Annotated in this window: 16 protein-coding genes; 9 read left to right on the top strand and 7 right to left on the bottom strand. The window is 59.0% G+C overall.

What is annotated here, in order from left to right; genetic code table 11:
- Positions 1–180: 180 nt before the first annotated feature.
- Together CAY53_RS01240 and CAY53_RS01235 are read right to left on the bottom strand one after the other, a co-directional pair.
- Positions 181–1,704: a B12-binding domain-containing radical SAM protein gene (locus CAY53_RS01240; protein ID WP_104935598.1), complete on the bottom strand. Its 1,524-nt coding sequence runs from the start codon at positions 1,702–1,704 to the stop codon at positions 181–183.
- 109 nt (positions 1,705–1,813) lie between these two features.
- On the bottom strand, positions 1,814–6,073 hold the full coding sequence (locus CAY53_RS01235; RefSeq protein ID WP_104935597.1) for a PEP/pyruvate-binding domain-containing protein: 4,260 nt from the start codon (positions 6,071–6,073) through the stop codon (positions 1,814–1,816).
- Positions 6,074–6,660: 587 nt separating this feature from the next.
- Between CAY53_RS01235 and CAY53_RS12385 the strand changes: the two genes are divergently transcribed.
- The 9 genes from CAY53_RS12385 (at position 6,661) to CAY53_RS01200 (ending at position 10,430) form a co-directional block, all read left to right on the top strand.
- Positions 6,661–6,906, top strand: a complete 246-nt coding sequence (locus CAY53_RS12385; protein WP_146106356.1) for a hypothetical protein — start codon at positions 6,661–6,663, stop codon at positions 6,904–6,906.
- Between the two features lie 42 nt (positions 6,907–6,948).
- A complete protein-coding gene (locus CAY53_RS01230) occupies positions 6,949–7,326 on the top strand; it encodes a sel1 repeat family protein (RefSeq protein WP_104935596.1) in 378 nt (125 codons plus the stop codon).
- Positions 7,302–7,493, top strand: coding sequence for a hypothetical protein (locus CAY53_RS12380; RefSeq protein WP_146106355.1), 192 nt, complete (start codon positions 7,302–7,304; stop codon positions 7,491–7,493). The genes CAY53_RS01230 and CAY53_RS12380 overlap by 25 nt, the downstream gene beginning before the upstream one ends.
- Positions 7,494–7,591: 98 nt before the next feature.
- Positions 7,592–7,855, top strand: coding sequence for an RHS repeat-associated core domain-containing protein (locus CAY53_RS13655; RefSeq protein ID WP_281261036.1), 264 nt, complete (start codon positions 7,592–7,594; stop codon positions 7,853–7,855).
- A 244-nt stretch (positions 7,856–8,099) separates the two neighbouring features.
- Positions 8,100–8,441, top strand: a complete 342-nt coding sequence (locus CAY53_RS01220) for a helix-turn-helix domain-containing protein (RefSeq protein WP_104935551.1) — start codon at positions 8,100–8,102, stop codon at positions 8,439–8,441.
- 14 nt (positions 8,442–8,455) lie between these two features.
- Positions 8,456–9,043 carry an IS630 family transposase gene (locus tag CAY53_RS01215; protein WP_104935552.1) on the top strand — a complete coding sequence of 196 codons (588 nt, stop codon included), beginning with the start codon at positions 8,456–8,458 and terminating at the stop codon, positions 9,041–9,043.
- Between the two features lie 203 nt (positions 9,044–9,246).
- Positions 9,247–9,771, top strand: a complete 525-nt coding sequence (locus tag CAY53_RS01210; protein ID WP_104935594.1) for a tetratricopeptide repeat protein — start codon at positions 9,247–9,249, stop codon at positions 9,769–9,771.
- A gap of 9 nt (positions 9,772–9,780) precedes the next feature.
- Positions 9,781–10,029 carry a hypothetical protein gene (locus CAY53_RS01205; protein WP_104935593.1) on the top strand — a complete coding sequence of 83 codons (249 nt, stop codon included), beginning with the start codon at positions 9,781–9,783 and terminating at the stop codon, positions 10,027–10,029.
- A gap of 20 nt (positions 10,030–10,049) precedes the next feature.
- Positions 10,050–10,430: an RHS domain-containing protein gene (locus tag CAY53_RS01200; protein WP_104935592.1), complete on the top strand. Its 381-nt coding sequence runs from the start codon at positions 10,050–10,052 to the stop codon at positions 10,428–10,430.
- On the opposite strand, the gene CAY53_RS01195 is transcribed toward CAY53_RS01200, so the two are convergent.
- From CAY53_RS01195 to CAY53_RS01180, 5 genes are all read right to left on the bottom strand, one after another.
- Positions 10,408–11,400 carry an IS30 family transposase gene (locus tag CAY53_RS01195; protein ID WP_104935591.1) on the bottom strand — a complete coding sequence of 331 codons (993 nt, stop codon included), beginning with the start codon at positions 11,398–11,400 and terminating at the stop codon, positions 10,408–10,410. The genes CAY53_RS01200 and CAY53_RS01195 overlap by 23 nt on opposite strands.
- A gap of 132 nt (positions 11,401–11,532) precedes the next feature.
- Complete coding sequence (locus tag CAY53_RS01190; protein WP_104935590.1) at positions 11,533–12,768, bottom strand: ABC transporter permease; 1,236 nt, start codon at positions 12,766–12,768, stop codon at positions 11,533–11,535.
- On the bottom strand, positions 12,762–13,535 hold the full coding sequence (locus tag CAY53_RS01185; RefSeq protein WP_181040345.1) for an ABC transporter ATP-binding protein: 774 nt from the start codon (positions 13,533–13,535) through the stop codon (positions 12,762–12,764). Before CAY53_RS01185 ends, CAY53_RS01190 begins: the two co-directional genes overlap by 7 nt.
- A gap of 4 nt (positions 13,536–13,539) precedes the next feature.
- A complete protein-coding gene (locus CAY53_RS12840) occupies positions 13,540–15,531 on the bottom strand; it encodes a vWA domain-containing protein (RefSeq protein WP_181040343.1) in 1,992 nt (663 codons plus the stop codon).
- A gap of 40 nt (positions 15,532–15,571) precedes the next feature.
- Positions 15,572–16,711, bottom strand: a complete 1,140-nt coding sequence (locus CAY53_RS01180) for a hypothetical protein (protein ID WP_104935588.1) — start codon at positions 16,709–16,711, stop codon at positions 15,572–15,574.
- Between the last annotated feature and the right edge of the window lie 24 nt (positions 16,712–16,735).

Below are 16,735 nucleotides of genomic sequence, written 5' to 3'. Positions count from 1 at the left end.
CGCTTTTGCCGACCCTCTCCGTTATGTGTTACTCCAGGCGTTCCGCAGCGTGCGGAATGCAAATTCAAAACAGTATACAGATGCTTCTGTGCAAAATTCTGGAAAATAGCAGGGCACTGCCATTCTGTAAAGAGGAATCTCGGAGCATGCCCTTGAGCTGCCGAGCCTGTTGCAGCGGACTCAATAGGCCTGGCGGCGGTGCTGCCGTTTGGCCAGCGGTCTGGCGGGCCTATGGTGCAGGACGGGCACGAGTGTCACATGGGCCTGAATGGCAGCCGGCAAAACCCGGCCCTTTACGGTCAGAATATCCGCAGCCAGAAGATTGGCGCATCTTGCCGGCTCACAGGCCCTTTCCCGCACCAGATACTGGAAGAGCAGCTCGGCCAGCCTGGGCAGCGCAATTTTCCAGGTGGCCCTGGTTTCGGCGAAGAGCCAGCGGGCAAAGGCGGAGAACCCGCTGAATACGCGGCCATCCTGCCAGAGCAGCGGTGCGGTCCTGCGGAAATTGCCGCTGTTCACCACCAAATCCCAGAAGCGGGCCATGCGCCCCAGTTCCTGCATGGCGGCAAAAGGAATCTGGTGGTTTTGCAAGAGCTCATACGGCGGTTCGGGGCTGTACACCATGCCAAAGCGCTCGTCATGACGGGTTATGGCTGTACCGGAGAGCTTTTTCAGGATGCCGAGCTGAATCTCGGCCTGGCCGGCGCTCCAAAGCATCAACTGGTCGAGGTTGTCGCCGAAGTCCAGGGCGCTCTCGCCCGGCAGGCCCATGATCAGGTCCAGATGCAGATGGGCCGCGGTCTCCTGCGTGAGAAAGCGCAGGTTCTCGCGAATCTTCTCCATATCCAGCCGTCTGCCGATGGCTGCCGCCACCCCGGCCTTGAGCGTCTGGATGCCGATTTCCAACTGCAGGCAGCCCGCCGGAAAACGCCGCAGCCGCTCCCGGATCGCGGCCGGAAAATGGTCGGGCACCACCTCGAAATGCGCGTGAAAAGGCGGCGTTTTGTCGAGGAAAAAGTCCAGAATGGCCAGAGCCATGTGCGCGGAGCAGTTGAAGCTGCGGTCCACAAACTTGAAGGTGCGCGCCCCCCGCCGCCACAGCTTTTCCAGTTCGGCCAGCATCGTGGTTGTCTTAAAAAAACGCAGCCGCCTGTCCAGAGAGGAAAGGCAGAACTCGCAGCCAAAGGGGCAGCCGCGCGAGGCCTCGATATAGAGCACCCGGTGGGCGATGTCCGTGTCCGTGTACAAGTCATAGGGCAACGCGAGGGCAGCCGGCTCCGGCCCCCTGGCGGCAATTATCCGCTCCGCCCGCTGCCGGCCGGCCAGCACATCCCGGCTCAGGGCGGCAAAGGCCAGCTCGCCCTCGCCCTGCACGATATAGTCGGCCGCGCCAAAATCCACCCGAAAGGGCTCGTGGCTCACCTCCGGCCCGCCCAGAACCACGACAAGCTCCGGCGCGACCTGCTTCAGCAAAACCACAAGCTCGCGGCTCTGCCGGGCGTTCCAGATATAGACGCCCAGGCCCACGATGCGCGGCCCTGCGGCCAGAATGGCCTCGGCCATGTCCGCGGCCCGGTCTTCCAGCGTAAATTCCAGAATCTGCGTCTCTGCCGCCAGCCCGGCCAGATTGGCCTTCAGCCAGCGCAGACCCAGGCTCGCGTGGATATACCGGGCATTGATGGTGGCAAGAACGATGGCGGGCATGAACAAACCTTCAGCTCAGAAAAGCCCCGGCCTGGGCGTGACCGGAACAGCGAGCCAGGCCCTGCGACAGGCGCCCGGCTCCCCCTCGCGGCTGCGTACTCTTTTCCCCTCAGAGCGGCAGGATGTGAACCTCCTCGTTGAGAGGATAGTTGCCCTCGAGCAACAGACCGTGACGGCCGTCGATGGCAATCGGATCGCCGAAGGCGATGCGGGTGTCGCCGATCTGCGCGTAGCCTTCCGTTTCGTAGACCTGCATCTCGCGGCAGCCGACCACGCAGGTTTTTTCCAGCCTGGTCGCCATCACCGAGGCGTGGGAAGTCTGGCCGCCCCTCGAGGTCACCAGCCCGTCGGCCATGGAAATCTCCCGGATGTCCTCAGGCACCGTATCCTGCCGGATAAGGATCAGCTTTTCGTCCGGCGCGGCACGCCGGAGATCGCGGATATGTTCCTCCGTGAACACCGCCTTGCCGCTCATGGCCGAGCCGGAAACGCCAATGCCCTTGGCCACGATATGGCGGTGCGCAAAGTCGGAATCGGCAAAGACCATGAGGTGCTCCTTCTTTTTGATCGTAATCATGTCGCGGCTTTGCAGCAGGTAGAGCTGTTCCGCCTTTGGCCCCTCGAAGGTGAACTCGATTTCCTGCGCGTTCCACTCCTTGTCGTAGACCAGCTCGCGGCTGATGGTCAAAAGGCGCTCATAGATCTCCGGAAAGCGTCGTTCCAGCGTCATGTCCTCGTCGCGGCCGTCGATCTCCGCCTGCTCCACCGAGATGGGATAGCTCGTGACCAGACCGGAGACGATGTCCTCGCCCTGGTCGCCCGTGGCATAGTCGCCCCAGAGCGCCACCCGCCGCACCTTGCGATAGGGGTGGGCAGTGAAGAGGACGCCGCTGCCGGCTCCGGCATTCAGATTGCCGTAGGCCATGGCCTGCACGATGACCGCTGTACCCCAGTCGTCGGAAACCCGCATCAGGTGGCGGTACTCCCGGGCCTTGGGCGTATCCCAGGAGTGCAGCACCAGCTCGACCGCGGCGACCAGTTGCAGCCAGGGGTCATCCGGCACGGCAAAGCCCCGGCTGCGCACCAGATCCTGATATTTCAGGGCCAGCTCGTGCATGGCCTCTGCGGTGAACTCACGTTTGTAGCGCACATGGAACTGGGCCTTGTGGGCATTCATGATCTCCTGGAAATCCTCGCGGTCCATGCCCTCGCACATGCCCCAGGACTGCTGGAAGCGCCGGAAATTGTCCCAGGCAAAATAGCGGCGCTCCGGGTGCAGGCTGACGTACTCCTCCACCAGCTCCTCGTTGAAGCCCACGTTGTGAATGGTGGACATGATGCCTGGCATGGAAATGGCCGAGCCGGAACGCACGGACAGCAAAAGCGGTCTTTCGGTGGAGCCGAAAACCAGGCCCGCACGATTTTCCACCTCGGTAATGGCCCGCCGCATCCGGCGCATGAATTCCTCTCTGGCGCGGCCAAAGCGCTGCAGGGCGCTGCGGCAGCGAAACACCTCGGTGGTGATGACAAAGGCCGGCGGCACCGGCTTCTGCTCTCCGGCCAGCACCATCAGATTGTATCCTTTATTACCCAGATGAATGAGGTTATTCGTTGCCGGATTAGGATCATGAATCAGACTGATAGCCATTTTGGGATTGTAGGTCATCAAAAGATCCAGCGTATCATGATCCAGCAAATCCTGCTGTGATTCCAGAGTACTTATGATATTGCCAATAAAATTGTCCAGATGTTGCAGGCCAAATGTCGTGGCAATCAGATCACGGAAAAAGATCTCTGAAATTCTGAGTACATTTTCCGGCATGTTTCTGGCATCGTTATCCCAGACCTTCTGATATTTTGCCAGCATATTCTCCATACCTATCTGGGGAACTATAATGGAGAGATTGTTCTGGTGAATATTTGTGTAATAGGCATAGATAATATCCTTGACACCTTCAGACAATCCTCGCATGATATCAAGCTGTTGCGTATAGGAAAACCGACGTATTCCTATCGATGACTCCAGCATGCTGATATAGGTATCGAGCCGGCGGCTGCCGATGCCGTCCACATTCAGGGCGCGGGAAAAAACCTTGAGGCAGCGCAGAATGCTGATGAAGGTAGCCTGGGTGATGAAGGACAGATTCACCGTATCGAAGAGCCGCTCCAGATACACATTGGCCACGGTCTCCAGCCGGAACGTCAGACCTAGGGCATCAAACTTGCGCTCACTGTAGCGGCCGTAGACCGAGGGGATGTCCACGGCAATGTGGCGCTTGTGGTAGATCTGTTCGGTTGGTTCAAAGTGTTCGGGGCTTAAAATCACGGCCTTCAGGCCTTCCAGCTCGTCCAGGAGCGCCTCCAGGCAGACAAAGGGGTTCTTTTCCCGCTCCAGCAGTTGGAGCAACTGCTCTATCTCCGGAAAGCCGCCCTGAATGGCCTGTTCGAGCTGGGCATGAATCTCGGGCAGCGAGAGGTTGTACTTCACGTGCACAAGCTTGTACATGCGGTGCAGCCGGGCATAGCGCATCCGCTCCACTTCCGGAATGTCGGTCTGTCTGGCCAGATAGGCGTCCCGCCTGTCGTCCGGCCAGACCAGAAGCTGCGACAGCTTCCAGATGGCGCATTCCTTCTGGATGCGCAGCGAAAGCCGGTGCTCTTCGACCACAAAAGGGCCATGCGGGTCAATCTGCGAGAGCAGCTCCTGGGGCACGTAGGGCGCCACGTGGCCCGGGTCCAGATCCAGCCAGAACAGGAAAATGCCCTCGATAAAACCCACAATCAGGTTGTTGGACTCCACGTGCGCCTGCTTGCGCAGGAAATGGATGAGTTTATCCTTGCGGCGATGGCCCTCGTCAAGTTCGGTGGATACATCGCGCAGCTCGCCTTCCGCGCCGATATCGTTGAAGAACACCGGCATCAGCTTGGTGAACTGCTTGGCCAGATTGTAAATCGGCGCGATGGGGTGGTTCAGAAGAGCGGTGATGTCGCGCTGGAACAGATCGGTATCCCGCACGCAGGTGCCGGAGAGGTGCAGATTGATGATGAGTGCGGAGAAGAGTGTGGAGCACCACTTCGGTTCCTGCTGGATGAGGGAGAGCCACACACGGATATTGGTGAGGTGGGCCGGGTTGGCGATGGGCTGCCAGTCCTCGTCCACGCCGCGCACGTTCGCGTACTGGAAGCCGAAGCGCACCGTCTCCCAGAGAAAGGCCTCGACCAGGCGGGAATTGTTACGCTGAAAGACTTCATTGCCGATGGCCTGGATGCACTGCAAGGAGGTGTGCGGGTAGCGTTTGACATTGGTCTTGAGCAGGCGGAAGGTGGTGGTGAAAAAGCGCTCGATCTGCTCGAAAGTCTGGCGGCGGATGAGCTGCCCCAGGGAGCGGTTGATCTCCCGGAGCGTCTCCTCGTGAATGAGCCCAAGCCCCTCGGTTTCCATGATGCGGAAGAGGAAGAGCAGCCGCCACTTGTCCAGCGCTTTGGTATCCTTTTCGCCTGTTTGCTCTATCGTCATCCAGGCCGGAATGTCCCGGTAGCTGCGGACAAAATCCATGTGTTCCGGCAGCTTCAGCATTTCGCCCAGCGCGCGTTCAGGCTCGGCGCTCTCCAGCTCCTCCAGTCTGGCCATGCACGCCCGGATGCGTGCATGGGAAATGGCCTGCAAAAGCGGCCTGCCCGGCCAGCTTGCACAGTAGACGCCGCAGTTTTTGTCGAACCAGGGCTCCGGATCCTCCTCGGCGAGCCAGTATGCATAGTTGCGCTGCAGCATGACCTGGCTCATCTCCTTCAGCGCCCTGCAGTGTCCGGGATCGGTTTCCTCCCGCCAAAGCTGCATGATGTGGGTTGTCATCCTGCGGAGCGTGTACTGACTCTGGACAATGGCCAGCAGCAGTTGCGGCGCGCTGCTGTCCAGTTCCCGTATGCGACGGGCAAAATCGGTCAGCCCCGCCTCGTAGCGGGGCAGCGTGGCAGCGTCCAGGTTCAGGGCCAGCTTGTCCACATAGGCCAGGAGCGCATCCAGAATACGGTTGACCAGAGACTCATTTTTGGCTGATTCCACGAGGGCATCGAAAAAAATGCCCACAAAGAGGGCAAAGGCCTCTGGCCCCTTTTCGTGGTCCCGGTAGATATTGACGTTCTTCAACACATAGGAACGCAGTTCCGGGATGATCAGTTTCCAGTTGCGAAAAGGGTGACTGACCTCGTGCAGCAGTGCATCGATTTTCGCGAGCAGGCCCGGCTGGCGGCCCACGATATCTCTCAGGGGGGCAAAGCGGGGATCGACATGCACGGTCCCCGCGGTTTCCTTCAGGTTGGCGCTCAGAGCCTGCGATTGGATGGAAGAGGCCTGTTCTGCGGACATCATGCACCTCACGGGTAAGGAGAATGGGATGGCTCTGCATTGTAACCCCCTGCGGCCCGGAAAGTCAGCATATTTCGGAGCGCCATATGCGTCTGCCGGCGGGCATAATTTTGTGGTATTATGGGGTTTGTGCTCAAGTGCAAGGAGGGGGGAAGGCCTGTCGCAGCATGCCGCCCACAGACGACAGGGCATTTCTGATGCTGTCTGGAAAAAGCCGGGGGCCATTGCCCGGACGCAAAGGAAGCCCAGGCCGCGGCGCCTGCGGGGGACTTCTCCGGATGGGCAGTGTCCTTGTTGGGCGGCAGCCCCTGACCCTGAACGGCCCTGAGTTCGGGCCCGACTCTGCCAACAAGGTCGGGCTATGAAGCACAGTGGGAATCTTCTGAGCCGGAGCAATGCCCTGGGCGAGCGGGTGGAGTGATTCCGGGACGCGCTGAACCGTCCTGTGCGTATCCAATGGCCGGGGTCTGTGCGGGCGGTGGAGCTGATCTGGGATCAGGATACGGCTGGGGCGTCTGACGGGGATACAGGAGGAGGAGTTTGAGCGGCGCTTCGGCTACGACGGTCTGGGCCGGGTGACGCAGGATCAGGTGAGCAGGGAGGGGGTGGTGAGCCTGAGTGTGGGCTATGGCTATGACGAGGCCACAGGCGAGCTGAGCAGCATCACCTATCCCTCCGGCACGGTGCTGCGCGGCAGTTATGATGCAGCGGGCCCGGATCAGCGGGCTTCGTTTTGGCGAGCACGAGTTGGCCACAGCTATCCGCTATCTGCCCTTTGGGCCGGTTACGGGCATGCGGCTAGGCGGGGGACCTGGACTATATCTATAATCAAGTAACTGTATGAAAGCAAATGGAGAAGAAGTGAGGGTTCAGAAACGATGAAAGAAAATATTGATATTCGATTATTGGCTGCAAAAGAAGCAATTAAATCAGAAATGTTTGAAGAAGCAATTAATATTCTTGATGAATTAATTGCAGAAAATTGTTCAGAAGCAATGGTTATCAGATCTGAGATAGGCCTAGCCGATGAATCTGCAGAAGATATGAATAATAGAGAAATCAATCTTTTAACAAAAGCAGCATTATTAGGAAATGCTGAAGCATTATATTACATGAGTATACATTACGATACTGGAGATATTGTTAATGTTGACAAAGATCTTGCAATATTTTATTCAGAGCTTGCTGCAGAAAAAAACATCCTCATGCATTATGGCGACGAGGGATACGTATGCTTTATCAAAAAGGGAATATAGAACAAGGATTCAAAATCATTGAGGAAGCAGCAGCTCTCAAATCTGAAGGTGCAATTAGAACTTTAGCTTCATTTTATCAAAATGGTGAATTTGGCTATCCAAAAGACGCTCATAAGGCAAGGGAACTCATGTCAATAGCGGAAAGCGATGACTGTCTGCTTATATAAAACCAAATAATAGGTTTAACGGCTTCTGAGCGGGCACATAATAGTTCATCCACAATCACCTGTGTACACCGTAGCGGCTAATTACTGGAGAGGGCACAGTGGTCTGGCAGGCGGCTGCCCTGCCCTTTGGCCAGACCCAGCTCCAACTCGGCACGGTGCATAACAACCTGAGGTTCCCCGGTCAGTACTTTGACGCCGAGACCGGCCTGCATTACAACTGGAACCGCTACTACGACCCGGAGACCAAAAGATATATTTTACCTGATCCCATTGGCCTAGGTGAGGGACTTAACCTCTATGCCTATGCGGAAAATGATCCGGTAAACAGACTGTATTTATGGAGACTAGCCGAGTGTATATAGTCGATCAGTAAGCATTAGGTGGTCTGTACAGCAGACGATGGCACAACTGAGCAAATTGGTCCAGATGGAATATTCCCCGATCAGTGTAAATACAAAGATCATCCTGAGTGTATTGACAAGAAGGATGTTGGACCTGTTCAACCTGGAGATTATGATACGATCATTCCTATAAGTACGGTGGTTCTTATTGGCTAGAGCATTTTAACAATGACTTTTACCATATTATTTCAACGGCACAGAGCTTATGAAAATAGCCGGTAAAGATTTTCGCCAGCGTGCGGTGGCAGTGTATCAGTCAGGGGAGTTCACGCGGGAAGAAGTGGCCAAAATGTTTGGCTACACCACGACCACCATTGGTAACTGGATGCGGACCTTCAAAAAGGAAGGCCGGATCACGTCGTTGCCGCGAGGCCACAGAGCGCCGGCGTTCACAGCCGGGGAGCAACAGCAGTTACGGGAGCTTGTGCGGAAACAGCCCGATATGACCCTTGAAGAAATCAGGACGCATTTTGGCAAAAACTGTTCTCTGCCCACGGTGTCCAATACGCTGGCCAGACTGGGGCTCACGTTTAAAAAAAGACGTTAAAGGCCAGTGAACAGGTGGAACGGGCAGACATTGTCCAGGCCCGTGAAGAGTGGCGCAGGGTGCAGGATGAAACGCCGTGCGAGCATCTGGTGTTTCTGGACGAAAGCGGCGCAAAAACGAATATGACGCGCCTGTACGGTCGTGCGCCTCTGGGCGAGCGGTGCTTCGACCATGCGCCGGATGGTCGCTGGAAAACGGTGACCATGCTGTCCTCCATTCGCCTTGATGGCACCACGGAATGTCTGGTGTTTGCTGGCGCGTTGGACAGGCGCACCTTTGAAGCATACGTAAAGGAGAGTCTTGCGCCTGCGCTGAAAGAGGGTGATGTGGTTGTGATGGACAATTTGCGTGCGCATAAATCTCCGACAGCGCAGCAGGCGATTGCAGCGCGCGGAGCACGAGTGCTTTTCCTGCCTGCGTACAGCCCGGATTTGAACCCGATAGAAAAGATGTGGAGCAAGGTGAAACAGCTTTTGCGAGGCTTCAAAGCATGGAACACAGACGAGCTTTTTACCGCCATTGGCCAGGCCCTGGACAAGGTCACCGCAAGCGATGCCAAAGGCTGGTTCGCTTCATGTGGGTATAGTAATTTTCAAAGTTAAAACGCTCTAAAAGAAAGATTATTCAAAAAACACTTTTGTAATATGATGAGAGTTGGAAGATGTGTATTATTTTTCATGAAAGACATTATTCTAATGGTTGGCTTTACTGTCAACAAAAATAACAGTAAGGATATGAAATAATTTAACAAATTGATAGAGATATTGCATAAAGATTCTAATAATACAATGACAGTGGTGCCATAATGAAAGTTTTTAAATATGCTTTGACTGTGATTATGATAATAATATTCATTATTCTCAGTTTGGTGGCATGGGATTCATGGGAGTATAAAAAGGAAAAGAAATTTCGTTCAGGTGTTAGTGCTCTCAAATCAGAAAATTATGACTTGGCGTATGAATATCTGCTCCCTTATGTTGAGGCTGGCAATGCTTCAGCGCAGAGAATGTTAGGAGAAATTTATGCATTTGGGTTAGGCCGAGAAAGTAATATTTTACGCGCAAAAATGTGGTTTAGAAAAGCTGATTGTAAAGAACCTGACGATGGCGAGACTGAGTATTTTGTTGCACTTGACTTTCTCGATGAAGAGCATTTAGTACCTATTGATACTATAAAAGCTCTAGAGTGGTTACAGATAGCGGCTGAGGCTGGGAACCCAAAGGCACAAATTATTTTAACAGATCAAGCAAAACAAGCTGCAATGAATCTGTCCGTACCTCAGGAAACAATTAATAAATGGCGAAAGTTCTTAGGTTATCCTGAAAATTAGCAGAAAAAAGTGGGCTGGGCGAGTGCTTCGATATACTATGGCTATGACGAGGCCACAGGCGAACTGAGCAGCATTACCTATCCCTCCGGCAAAGTGCTGCGCTGCAGCTATGACACGGTGGGCCGGATCAGCGGGCTTCGTTTTGGCGAGCACGAGTTGGCCACAGCTATCCGGTATCTGCCCTTTGGTCCGGTCACGGGCATGCGACTGGGCGGGGTGAATCTGAGTCGCGGTTATGATCAGCGCTATCAGATATGATAAATTCATAATTTTAAGCATTGAATAATCAATCCAGCTACGGCTATGGCAGTCAGAACCGGCGTATTCGCAAGACCGCATGTACGAACACCACCTATTACCTCCATGATCTGGAGAACCGTCTGCTTGCGGAGATCTCCGAAAATGGTACCGTGCTCAGGGAATATGTCTGGCTGGGGCAGGAGCCTGTGGTGCTTCGGGAATACGAACTCCGGCCTGGCTTGTACTTCTACATCAACGATCACCTGGGCACGCCGCAGCGGCTGATTGCAGGAGAGGGCACAGCGGTCTGGCAGGCCACCGCCCTGCCCTTTGGCAGGACCCAGGTCCAACTCGGCACGGTGCAGAACAATCTGCGTTTCCCGAGCCGGGGTGAATTCAAATTGCAAATGCACCGGTGAGTTCCTGGTTAAAAACCTCAGCGGGAGTCTGGTAGTGTAAACATTTGCGCGGCCGGTTATTCAGTTGTTCTGCCGCCTTAACGACCATTGCTTCCGTGATCTTGTGAAAGCTGATGCCCCTGGGAAAATACTGCCGCAAAAGCCCGCCCTCGTTTTCGTTCGTCCCACGCTGCCACGGCGCATGTGGTTTACAAAAATACGTGCGCAGGCCAGTGGCTGCCTCCAGAGCCCTGAAGCCTGCCATTTCCGAACCATTATCCAGCGCCAGGGTCTGCCGCAGCTTTGGCGGCACAGCACGCAGGCAGGGAATGAGTGCCGCATTGAAGGACGCGGCTGTCTTGTCCTGGACCCTGGCCAGCAGGAGAAAGCGGCTCTTGCGTTCGGTACAGCTGAGCAGCGCCACTTTTCCTTTGGAGGCGCAGACAAGGTCTGCTTCCCAGTCACCAAAGCGGGTTCTGAATTCCACAATCCCCGGCCGCTCGCTGATATCGATACGCCCGGGAAACAGGCGCCGGCCCTGGCCATACCTGGCTTGCCGCCTCCGGCCTTTGTGGGCGCGGCGTAAATGGCTGTAGCTGGTATCGCCGAATTGTGCCGCTGCATAAACCCAGCGGTAGATAGTCTCTGTACTGATACGCATGCTTTGATCCTCTGGATACTCCAGACGGATGCGGCCCGCAATCTGTTCGGGAGACCAGTTGGCGCGTAACTTTTCATCGACCCAGGCGAGCAATCCGGGCCGATTCATACAGCGGTAATGCCTTGCTCTCTTTCGTCTTTTCCGGGCACGCCGCTCTGCGCTCTGCGCACAATAGCCTCTTTTTGCAGACCTGGAGTTGCGGCGCAGCTCTCGGGAAAGCGTGCTGTGACTCCTGCCCAGGCGTCTGGCCATTTCCCGGCAGCTCAGGCCCATGGACACAAAGAGTTCGATCCTGATGCGTTCTTCCAGAGTAAGATGGCTATGGGACATGGCGGGCTCCTTCTGGCTGAGTGGTTGTTGGTGCTGCCAACTCTACCAGAATCCCGCCTTGTCCTTTTAACTTTTCATGCCCCTACCAAGTGGTGCATTTGGAATGAGAATCTACTATGTCCGCTTGTCGGCTCAGATTTCCCGGATCACGGCCGAGGGCTCAATGGAGGCCGCCTGCCATGAAGCCCTGGCGGCTGCCAGGATGGCGAGCAGCACCACGATGCCGGTTGCGGCCAGCATTTCGGCAGGGGAGAGGCGGCACAGGGCCGCATTGCCGCTCTGGACGGCAAAGAGCCGGTCTATGCCGTAGCTCACCGGCAGGTAGAGGCAGCCCGAGGCCATAATGCCTGAAACCGCGGTCAGAAGCGCCTGGCTGAGCGGAAAGAGCAGGAGGGCTGCCCGCGGAAAACCCAGGAGCCGCAGCATGCCGAGCATCCTGTCCTTGCGCCGCACCGCGCCCTGCACCGAACTCAGCGTGAAGGCGGCAAAGCCTGTACCCACAGCCAGCGAAATGATCAGGATGACGCTGGTGATGGCCGCGGCCAGCCGCCGGATGCCGGCAATTTCCCTGGCCCGGGTACGGGCCTCTATGCCCTGGGCACTGAGGGCCGAGGCCAGATTTTCCACCGCATCCAGGTCCTGGGCATAGAGGCGGAAGGAGGAATAGCGGCGCTCGCCCGCTGGCCGCGGCCGGCCGCTGAAACCCTGCGCGGCCCGTCTGGGCACCTCGATGTAGTCCCGGTAATCCTGAATGTCCTCCAGCACCTGCAGCGGCAGCAAGCCCAGATTCCGGCCGGAGACCTGCTCCGGCAGCACCGCGCTGACGTGAAAGCGCAGCGTGGTCGATTCCAGCCGGCCCTCCGGCGTGCGGCGCCCCAGATTGGCCGTGACCCTGCCGCCCACCCTGACCCCCAGAGCCTGCGCGGCCCTGGCGCTCAGGACCAGCTCCGGTTCCGCGCCGTCCCTGGGCGGCGCCACCTGGTAATGCTCCAAAAGGGGCTCGCCCGGCGCGCAGGGCTCCATCTGCACGCTTTTGCCGCCGGATGGCCCCTGCAGGCCGAGGTCGGTGGCGATGTCTCTGGTGCGGCCGATGACAAAGCGCGCGCCCGGCAGCCTGATCAGGGAGGCAATGAACTCTGCCGTGTAGGAACCCTCGCTGCCCGAACCTGCCGGTGTGATGATCAGCACCTCCGGATCCTGCAGCAGTCGTTCCCGCATGATGCCGACCACGCCGTTTTTCACCCCCTGCAAAACCAGCAGCGGGGCCAGCATGCTGGCTAGCGCCAGCACCGCGCACAGGGACAGGGTGCGTTCGTGCAACCAGTCCTGCAGGGCCAGTCTGGCAGCCAGGGCCACTTTGTTCAGCATGACGAACCCCTTGCCGGTACCGGATCGGGCGGGCTGAGGGCTTCGTCCCTGCGGTCGTCCAGCACGGCGGTGAGACCCTGTTCATCCTCCTCCATGACAAAGGGCAGCTCGGTCAGCCCGCCGCGCCGCGCCCAGCCGGCATTGTGGGTCACCAGAATGAGCGTGCCGCCCTGCTCGTCCACGGCGCTCAGAAAGGCCTCCATGACCCGGGCCGCATGGGCCGGGTCGAGGGCGGCCGTGGGTTCGTCCGCCAGAATCAGCGCCGGTTTGGGCGTGAGCGCCCGCACAATCGCCACCCGCTGGCGCTCGCCAATGGACAGCGTGGCGGGCATGGCCCTGAGCAGCCCTTCGATGCCCAGTTGCCGGGAAAGGGCCATGGCCTGTTCCCGGGCCGCCGCTTCGGGCAGCCCGGCCATGCGGGCGGTGAGCAGCATGTTGTCAATCACGTTCAGAAAGGGCAGCAGGCCGCCGGTTTGCAGCACATAGCCCATGTGGGCCAGCCGCAGGGCGGCCATGGCGTCCAGGCGTTTTTCGCGCCAGAGCCGGACCGCATCGATTGCCTGATTGCAGGGGGCGAAGAGAAAGGCGCCGGCGCTGTCCGGCTCCAGCGCCAGCCCCAAAAGGTCCAGCGTGGTGCTCTTGCCGCAACCGCTGGGGCCGGTGATCGCCAGGCGCGCCCCTGCCTCCACGTGCAGCCGGCGGATCAAAAGCCGCCAGCCCCCTTCCCGGGCCCATTTTTTGCCCAGGTTTTCGATACGGTACAGCACGCTTTCAGGGCAACATGGACAGTGGTACGCGGTAGACCCAGTCCTCGGGGTTGGGGGCGCCAAAGGTTTCCCAGTGGGTGGCATCCCGGTCGTACTCCTCATAGCGGGCGAGCAGGCCTTCCAGCCGGCGGTTGAAGGCATCGCGCTCGCCGGTGGACATGTCTTCCCAGCTCTTCTGGGTCAGGGCGCCCACGGTGCTCTTGTAGGGCAGGTCGTTCAGCACCTCGTCCAAAAGTCCGTTTTCCACCAGGTTGCGGTCCGGATGCAGGGTGAACTGGGCCGGGTCGCGGCTCATCTGGGCCGCGGCGGAACGGATCTGGCCGAAAAGATCGTCATTGCCGTTCAGAAAGGCTTCCCTGCTGCCCTGGAGGATGAGCTTGAGCTGCTTGTGGAGATTGCTGAGCTGGCTCTTGGTGAGCAGCACCGCAGGGCTTACGGCCAGAATGGGCGCGCCCCCGTTGTTTTCCAGCCTGGCCAGATCCGCATCGGCGAGCCAGGCCCTGACCACCTGCGGCGCGGCAGCATGGCTGCGGTCGCCCAGAAACTGGAGCTGCATGGCGTAGCCGGTGCTTTCGGCGATGCGCCTGGCCTCGTCTTCCGGCGACAGGTCTTTTTGGCTCTCCTGCCTGGGCGTGTCCAGAAGCCGGCCCTCGGCCGTGGCCGTGACCACCTTGCCGTAGCTCTCCGCCAGAATCTGTCCTGTCCTGTGGAACCCGGCGGTGCCCTGTTGGGGGGTCGAGGCGTCCAGCGGAATATAGCTGGCCTGATTGTCGCTCTGCATGGTCAGCGTGCGGTAGGCTTCGGCCGCGTACCTGTGGTTCTGGATCGCGGCCGGCGTCTTGAGGTGCAGCGCGGTGAGATAGATGCGGTTTTCCCGCAGATAGTCGGCCAAAGCTTCCGGCGACAGCCCGGTCTGGGAGGTGGGATCACCCGCGCCCAGCGGCCCGGCGTCGCTGATCATCAGCATGACGCGGCCGCCGTAGTCCTTCCAACTGAGCTTGTCCACGCCCTCCTTGATGCCGGCAAAGGCGTCCTCGTTCACGTCGTGGGTCGAGACCGTGGCCTCCTGCACCTGGGCCAGCGCATGCTCCAGCCGGGCCCGGTCCTGCACTGTGGTGAAATCGCAGATGATTTTGGCGGTATAGCCAATCTCCGGCGTGCGCTCCATGTTGCTGCGGAAGGCCACCACGGCAAAGGCCATCTTGTCGCGGTAGGGGCTTTTCTCCAGCTCGTCGTAGAGATGGCGAATGAGCTTCAGGCTCTGGTCGATATAGGGCTTCATGGAGATGGTGGTGTCAATGACAAAGGCAATGCCGGTGCGCAGCTCGGCCGGAGCCGACGTGGCCTTCCGGTCCGCAACGGCTGCCCCATTGCCGCCCTCGCCGCTGCCCGGATTGATGGCGGCCACCTCCACCAGGTTCAGACCCTGATAGCGGCTGTCAATATTCAGAACCGGCATAAGGTAGAAGTTTTTCTGGGCAACCGCGCTGTCCGCCGGCTCGCTGGCGACAACCGGGAAGTCCGCCGGCTGCTTTTTCTGCTCTATGGCAGCCGCGTATTGCCGGATCGTATCGGTTACATTGTCGGCCTGACAGGTCTTTTCCAGCGATTCGCGGTCGCGGAAGAAGTAGACCGGGGCACGGCCCGTGCGGTCGGTAAAGAGCATGGTGATGGCCTGCGGCCATTCGGTGACCATGCTGGCGTCCACCCAGCCGTCCGCGCCCGAGCTGCCTGCGCCCACCTCAAGGCGTTCGCCCTGCCGGCCGTAGATGTAGAAGACGGTGAAGGTTTTGACCCGGTCGTTTTTGACCTGGGCATCGGCCTCCGGGCCGGCGTAGAGTCTGGCGCCCGGGTGACTGAGCACCCGCTGGTACACGCTTTTTTTACCCGGCTGGAGCAGAGGCGTCCGGGCCCCGGCTGCGGTCGCCGGCAGGCTGCACAGCAGGGCGGCAAGGATCAGACCTGCCGGCAGGAGGATGGCGGAAAGGGCTTTCATGGCTGATGTCTCCTGAAAGGGACTTGTCTCTTGGGGGCTTTCACTGCAGGCTGCGCAGCCAGGCTGCGGCCTGGGCATCGCCGCCTGCGGCCTGCTGCTCCAGCCAGCTCTTCATCTGTTGCTGGGCCTCGCTGGCCTCGGCCCGCTCGTAGAGCTGCCAGGCTGCGGCCGGATCCTTGCCGATACTGCCCCACTGGGGCTTCGACGGATCCAGACAGGCGGCGTAGTGACGCAGGATCTCGGGCTCGCCGCTGTCTGCCGCATAGGTGTAGAGCCGGTAGAGCGCATCCTGCTCGGCCGGAGTGGCGGCGCTTAGTTCGCGGCTGAGCCGGGCCGCTGCTGCCGGGTTGCGATCCGGCCCGGTAAAAAAGGCCCTGACCCGGTCCTCGGTGCTCTGGGCCGGAGTTGGGGCGGGCGTTTTTTCGGGCGAAGACGGCGGCTTCGGTGGTGCAGGCTCCGGTGGCGTTGGCTCCGGTGGTGCCGGCTTTTCGATGGGCATCTGCGGCCCGGGCCCGCTGTCCGGCTCCACTGGCTTGTGCCGCAGAAAGAAGGCCCAGCCCGCCGCGCCGGCCAGGGCCAGCACCGCCACTATGGCCAGCACGATGATGAGGAGCCTGCCCTGGCCGGATTTGTGCGCTTGCTCCTCCCTGATGATCAAAGGATCCTCTTCCGGCGGAAGCAGCGGCTCTTCCTCCTCTGGAGGATGGGCAAGCGCCGCTGCCGCCGTGTCCTGGGGGATGGCTGCCTGCGCTGCGTCAGGCCGTTCCGCTTCCGGAGCATCTCCTGCCGGCATGGGTTCCGGCCGGGCCGCTTCGGCCATGTTGCCGCCCGGGGCTTCCGGGCTGTAGACGATAGTCTGGGCCCGAAACTGCACGGTTTTCAAGGCCGTGCCCTCTGCGGGCTGCACGGTGGCCCGGTAGTTCTGGAGCGGCACGAGCTGGTTTACGATCTGCGGCTCCAAAAACAGGAGCAGTTCGCCATTGGCCCCGCGTTCCGCTGTCACCTCGAGGCCGTTTTTCTGCCCGCCCCAGCCGTTTTGGCCCAGATAGCCGTGGTCCTCGCTTCGTTGCAGCACGAGCGTGCAGGGCCCTTCCGGGCAGAGTTCGCCCGCATCCATGGTGCAGCGCAGCAAACCGTGGCCCGGCCCCCGCCCTGCGTCGTTTTCGTAGCTGATCTTCATGGCCTGCCTTTGTTCTGTGCCGTT

It is taken from the genome of Desulfobulbus oralis, assembly GCF_002952055.1.
Classification (GTDB): Bacteria; Desulfobacterota; Desulfobulbia; order Desulfobulbales; family Desulfobulbaceae; genus Desulfobulbus; species Desulfobulbus oralis.
Note: the sequence above shows the minus strand (reverse complement) of the source record. Positions and strands in the feature narration are given on the sequence as shown.

Bases quoted from the DNA above. Each gene is read 5' to 3' on its own strand.
- CAY53_RS01240 (WP_104935598.1), bottom strand. From the start codon at position 1,704: ATGCCCGCCATCGTTCTTGCCACCATCAATGCCCGGTATATCCACGCG.
- CAY53_RS01235 (WP_104935597.1), bottom strand. From the start codon at position 6,073: ATGATGTCCGCAGAACAGGCCTCTTCCATCCAATCGCAGGCTCTGAGC.
- CAY53_RS01230 (WP_104935596.1), top strand. From the start codon at position 6,949: ATGAAAGAAAATATTGATATTCGATTATTGGCTGCAAAAGAAGCAATT.
- CAY53_RS12380 (WP_146106355.1), top strand. From the start codon at position 7,302: ATGCTTTATCAAAAAGGGAATATAGAACAAGGATTCAAAATCATTGAG.
- CAY53_RS01220 (WP_104935551.1), top strand. From the start codon at position 8,100: ATGAAAATAGCCGGTAAAGATTTTCGCCAGCGTGCGGTGGCAGTGTAT.
- CAY53_RS01210 (WP_104935594.1), top strand. From the start codon at position 9,247: ATGAAAGTTTTTAAATATGCTTTGACTGTGATTATGATAATAATATTC.
- CAY53_RS01195 (WP_104935591.1), bottom strand. From the start codon at position 11,400: ATGTCCCATAGCCATCTTACTCTGGAAGAACGCATCAGGATCGAACTC.
- CAY53_RS01190 (WP_104935590.1), bottom strand. From the start codon at position 12,768: ATGCTGAACAAAGTGGCCCTGGCTGCCAGACTGGCCCTGCAGGACTGG.
- CAY53_RS12840 (WP_181040343.1), bottom strand. From the start codon at position 15,531: ATGAAAGCCCTTTCCGCCATCCTCCTGCCGGCAGGTCTGATCCTTGCC.
- CAY53_RS01180 (WP_104935588.1), bottom strand. From the start codon at position 16,711: ATGAAGATCAGCTACGAAAACGACGCAGGGCGGGGGCCGGGCCACGGT.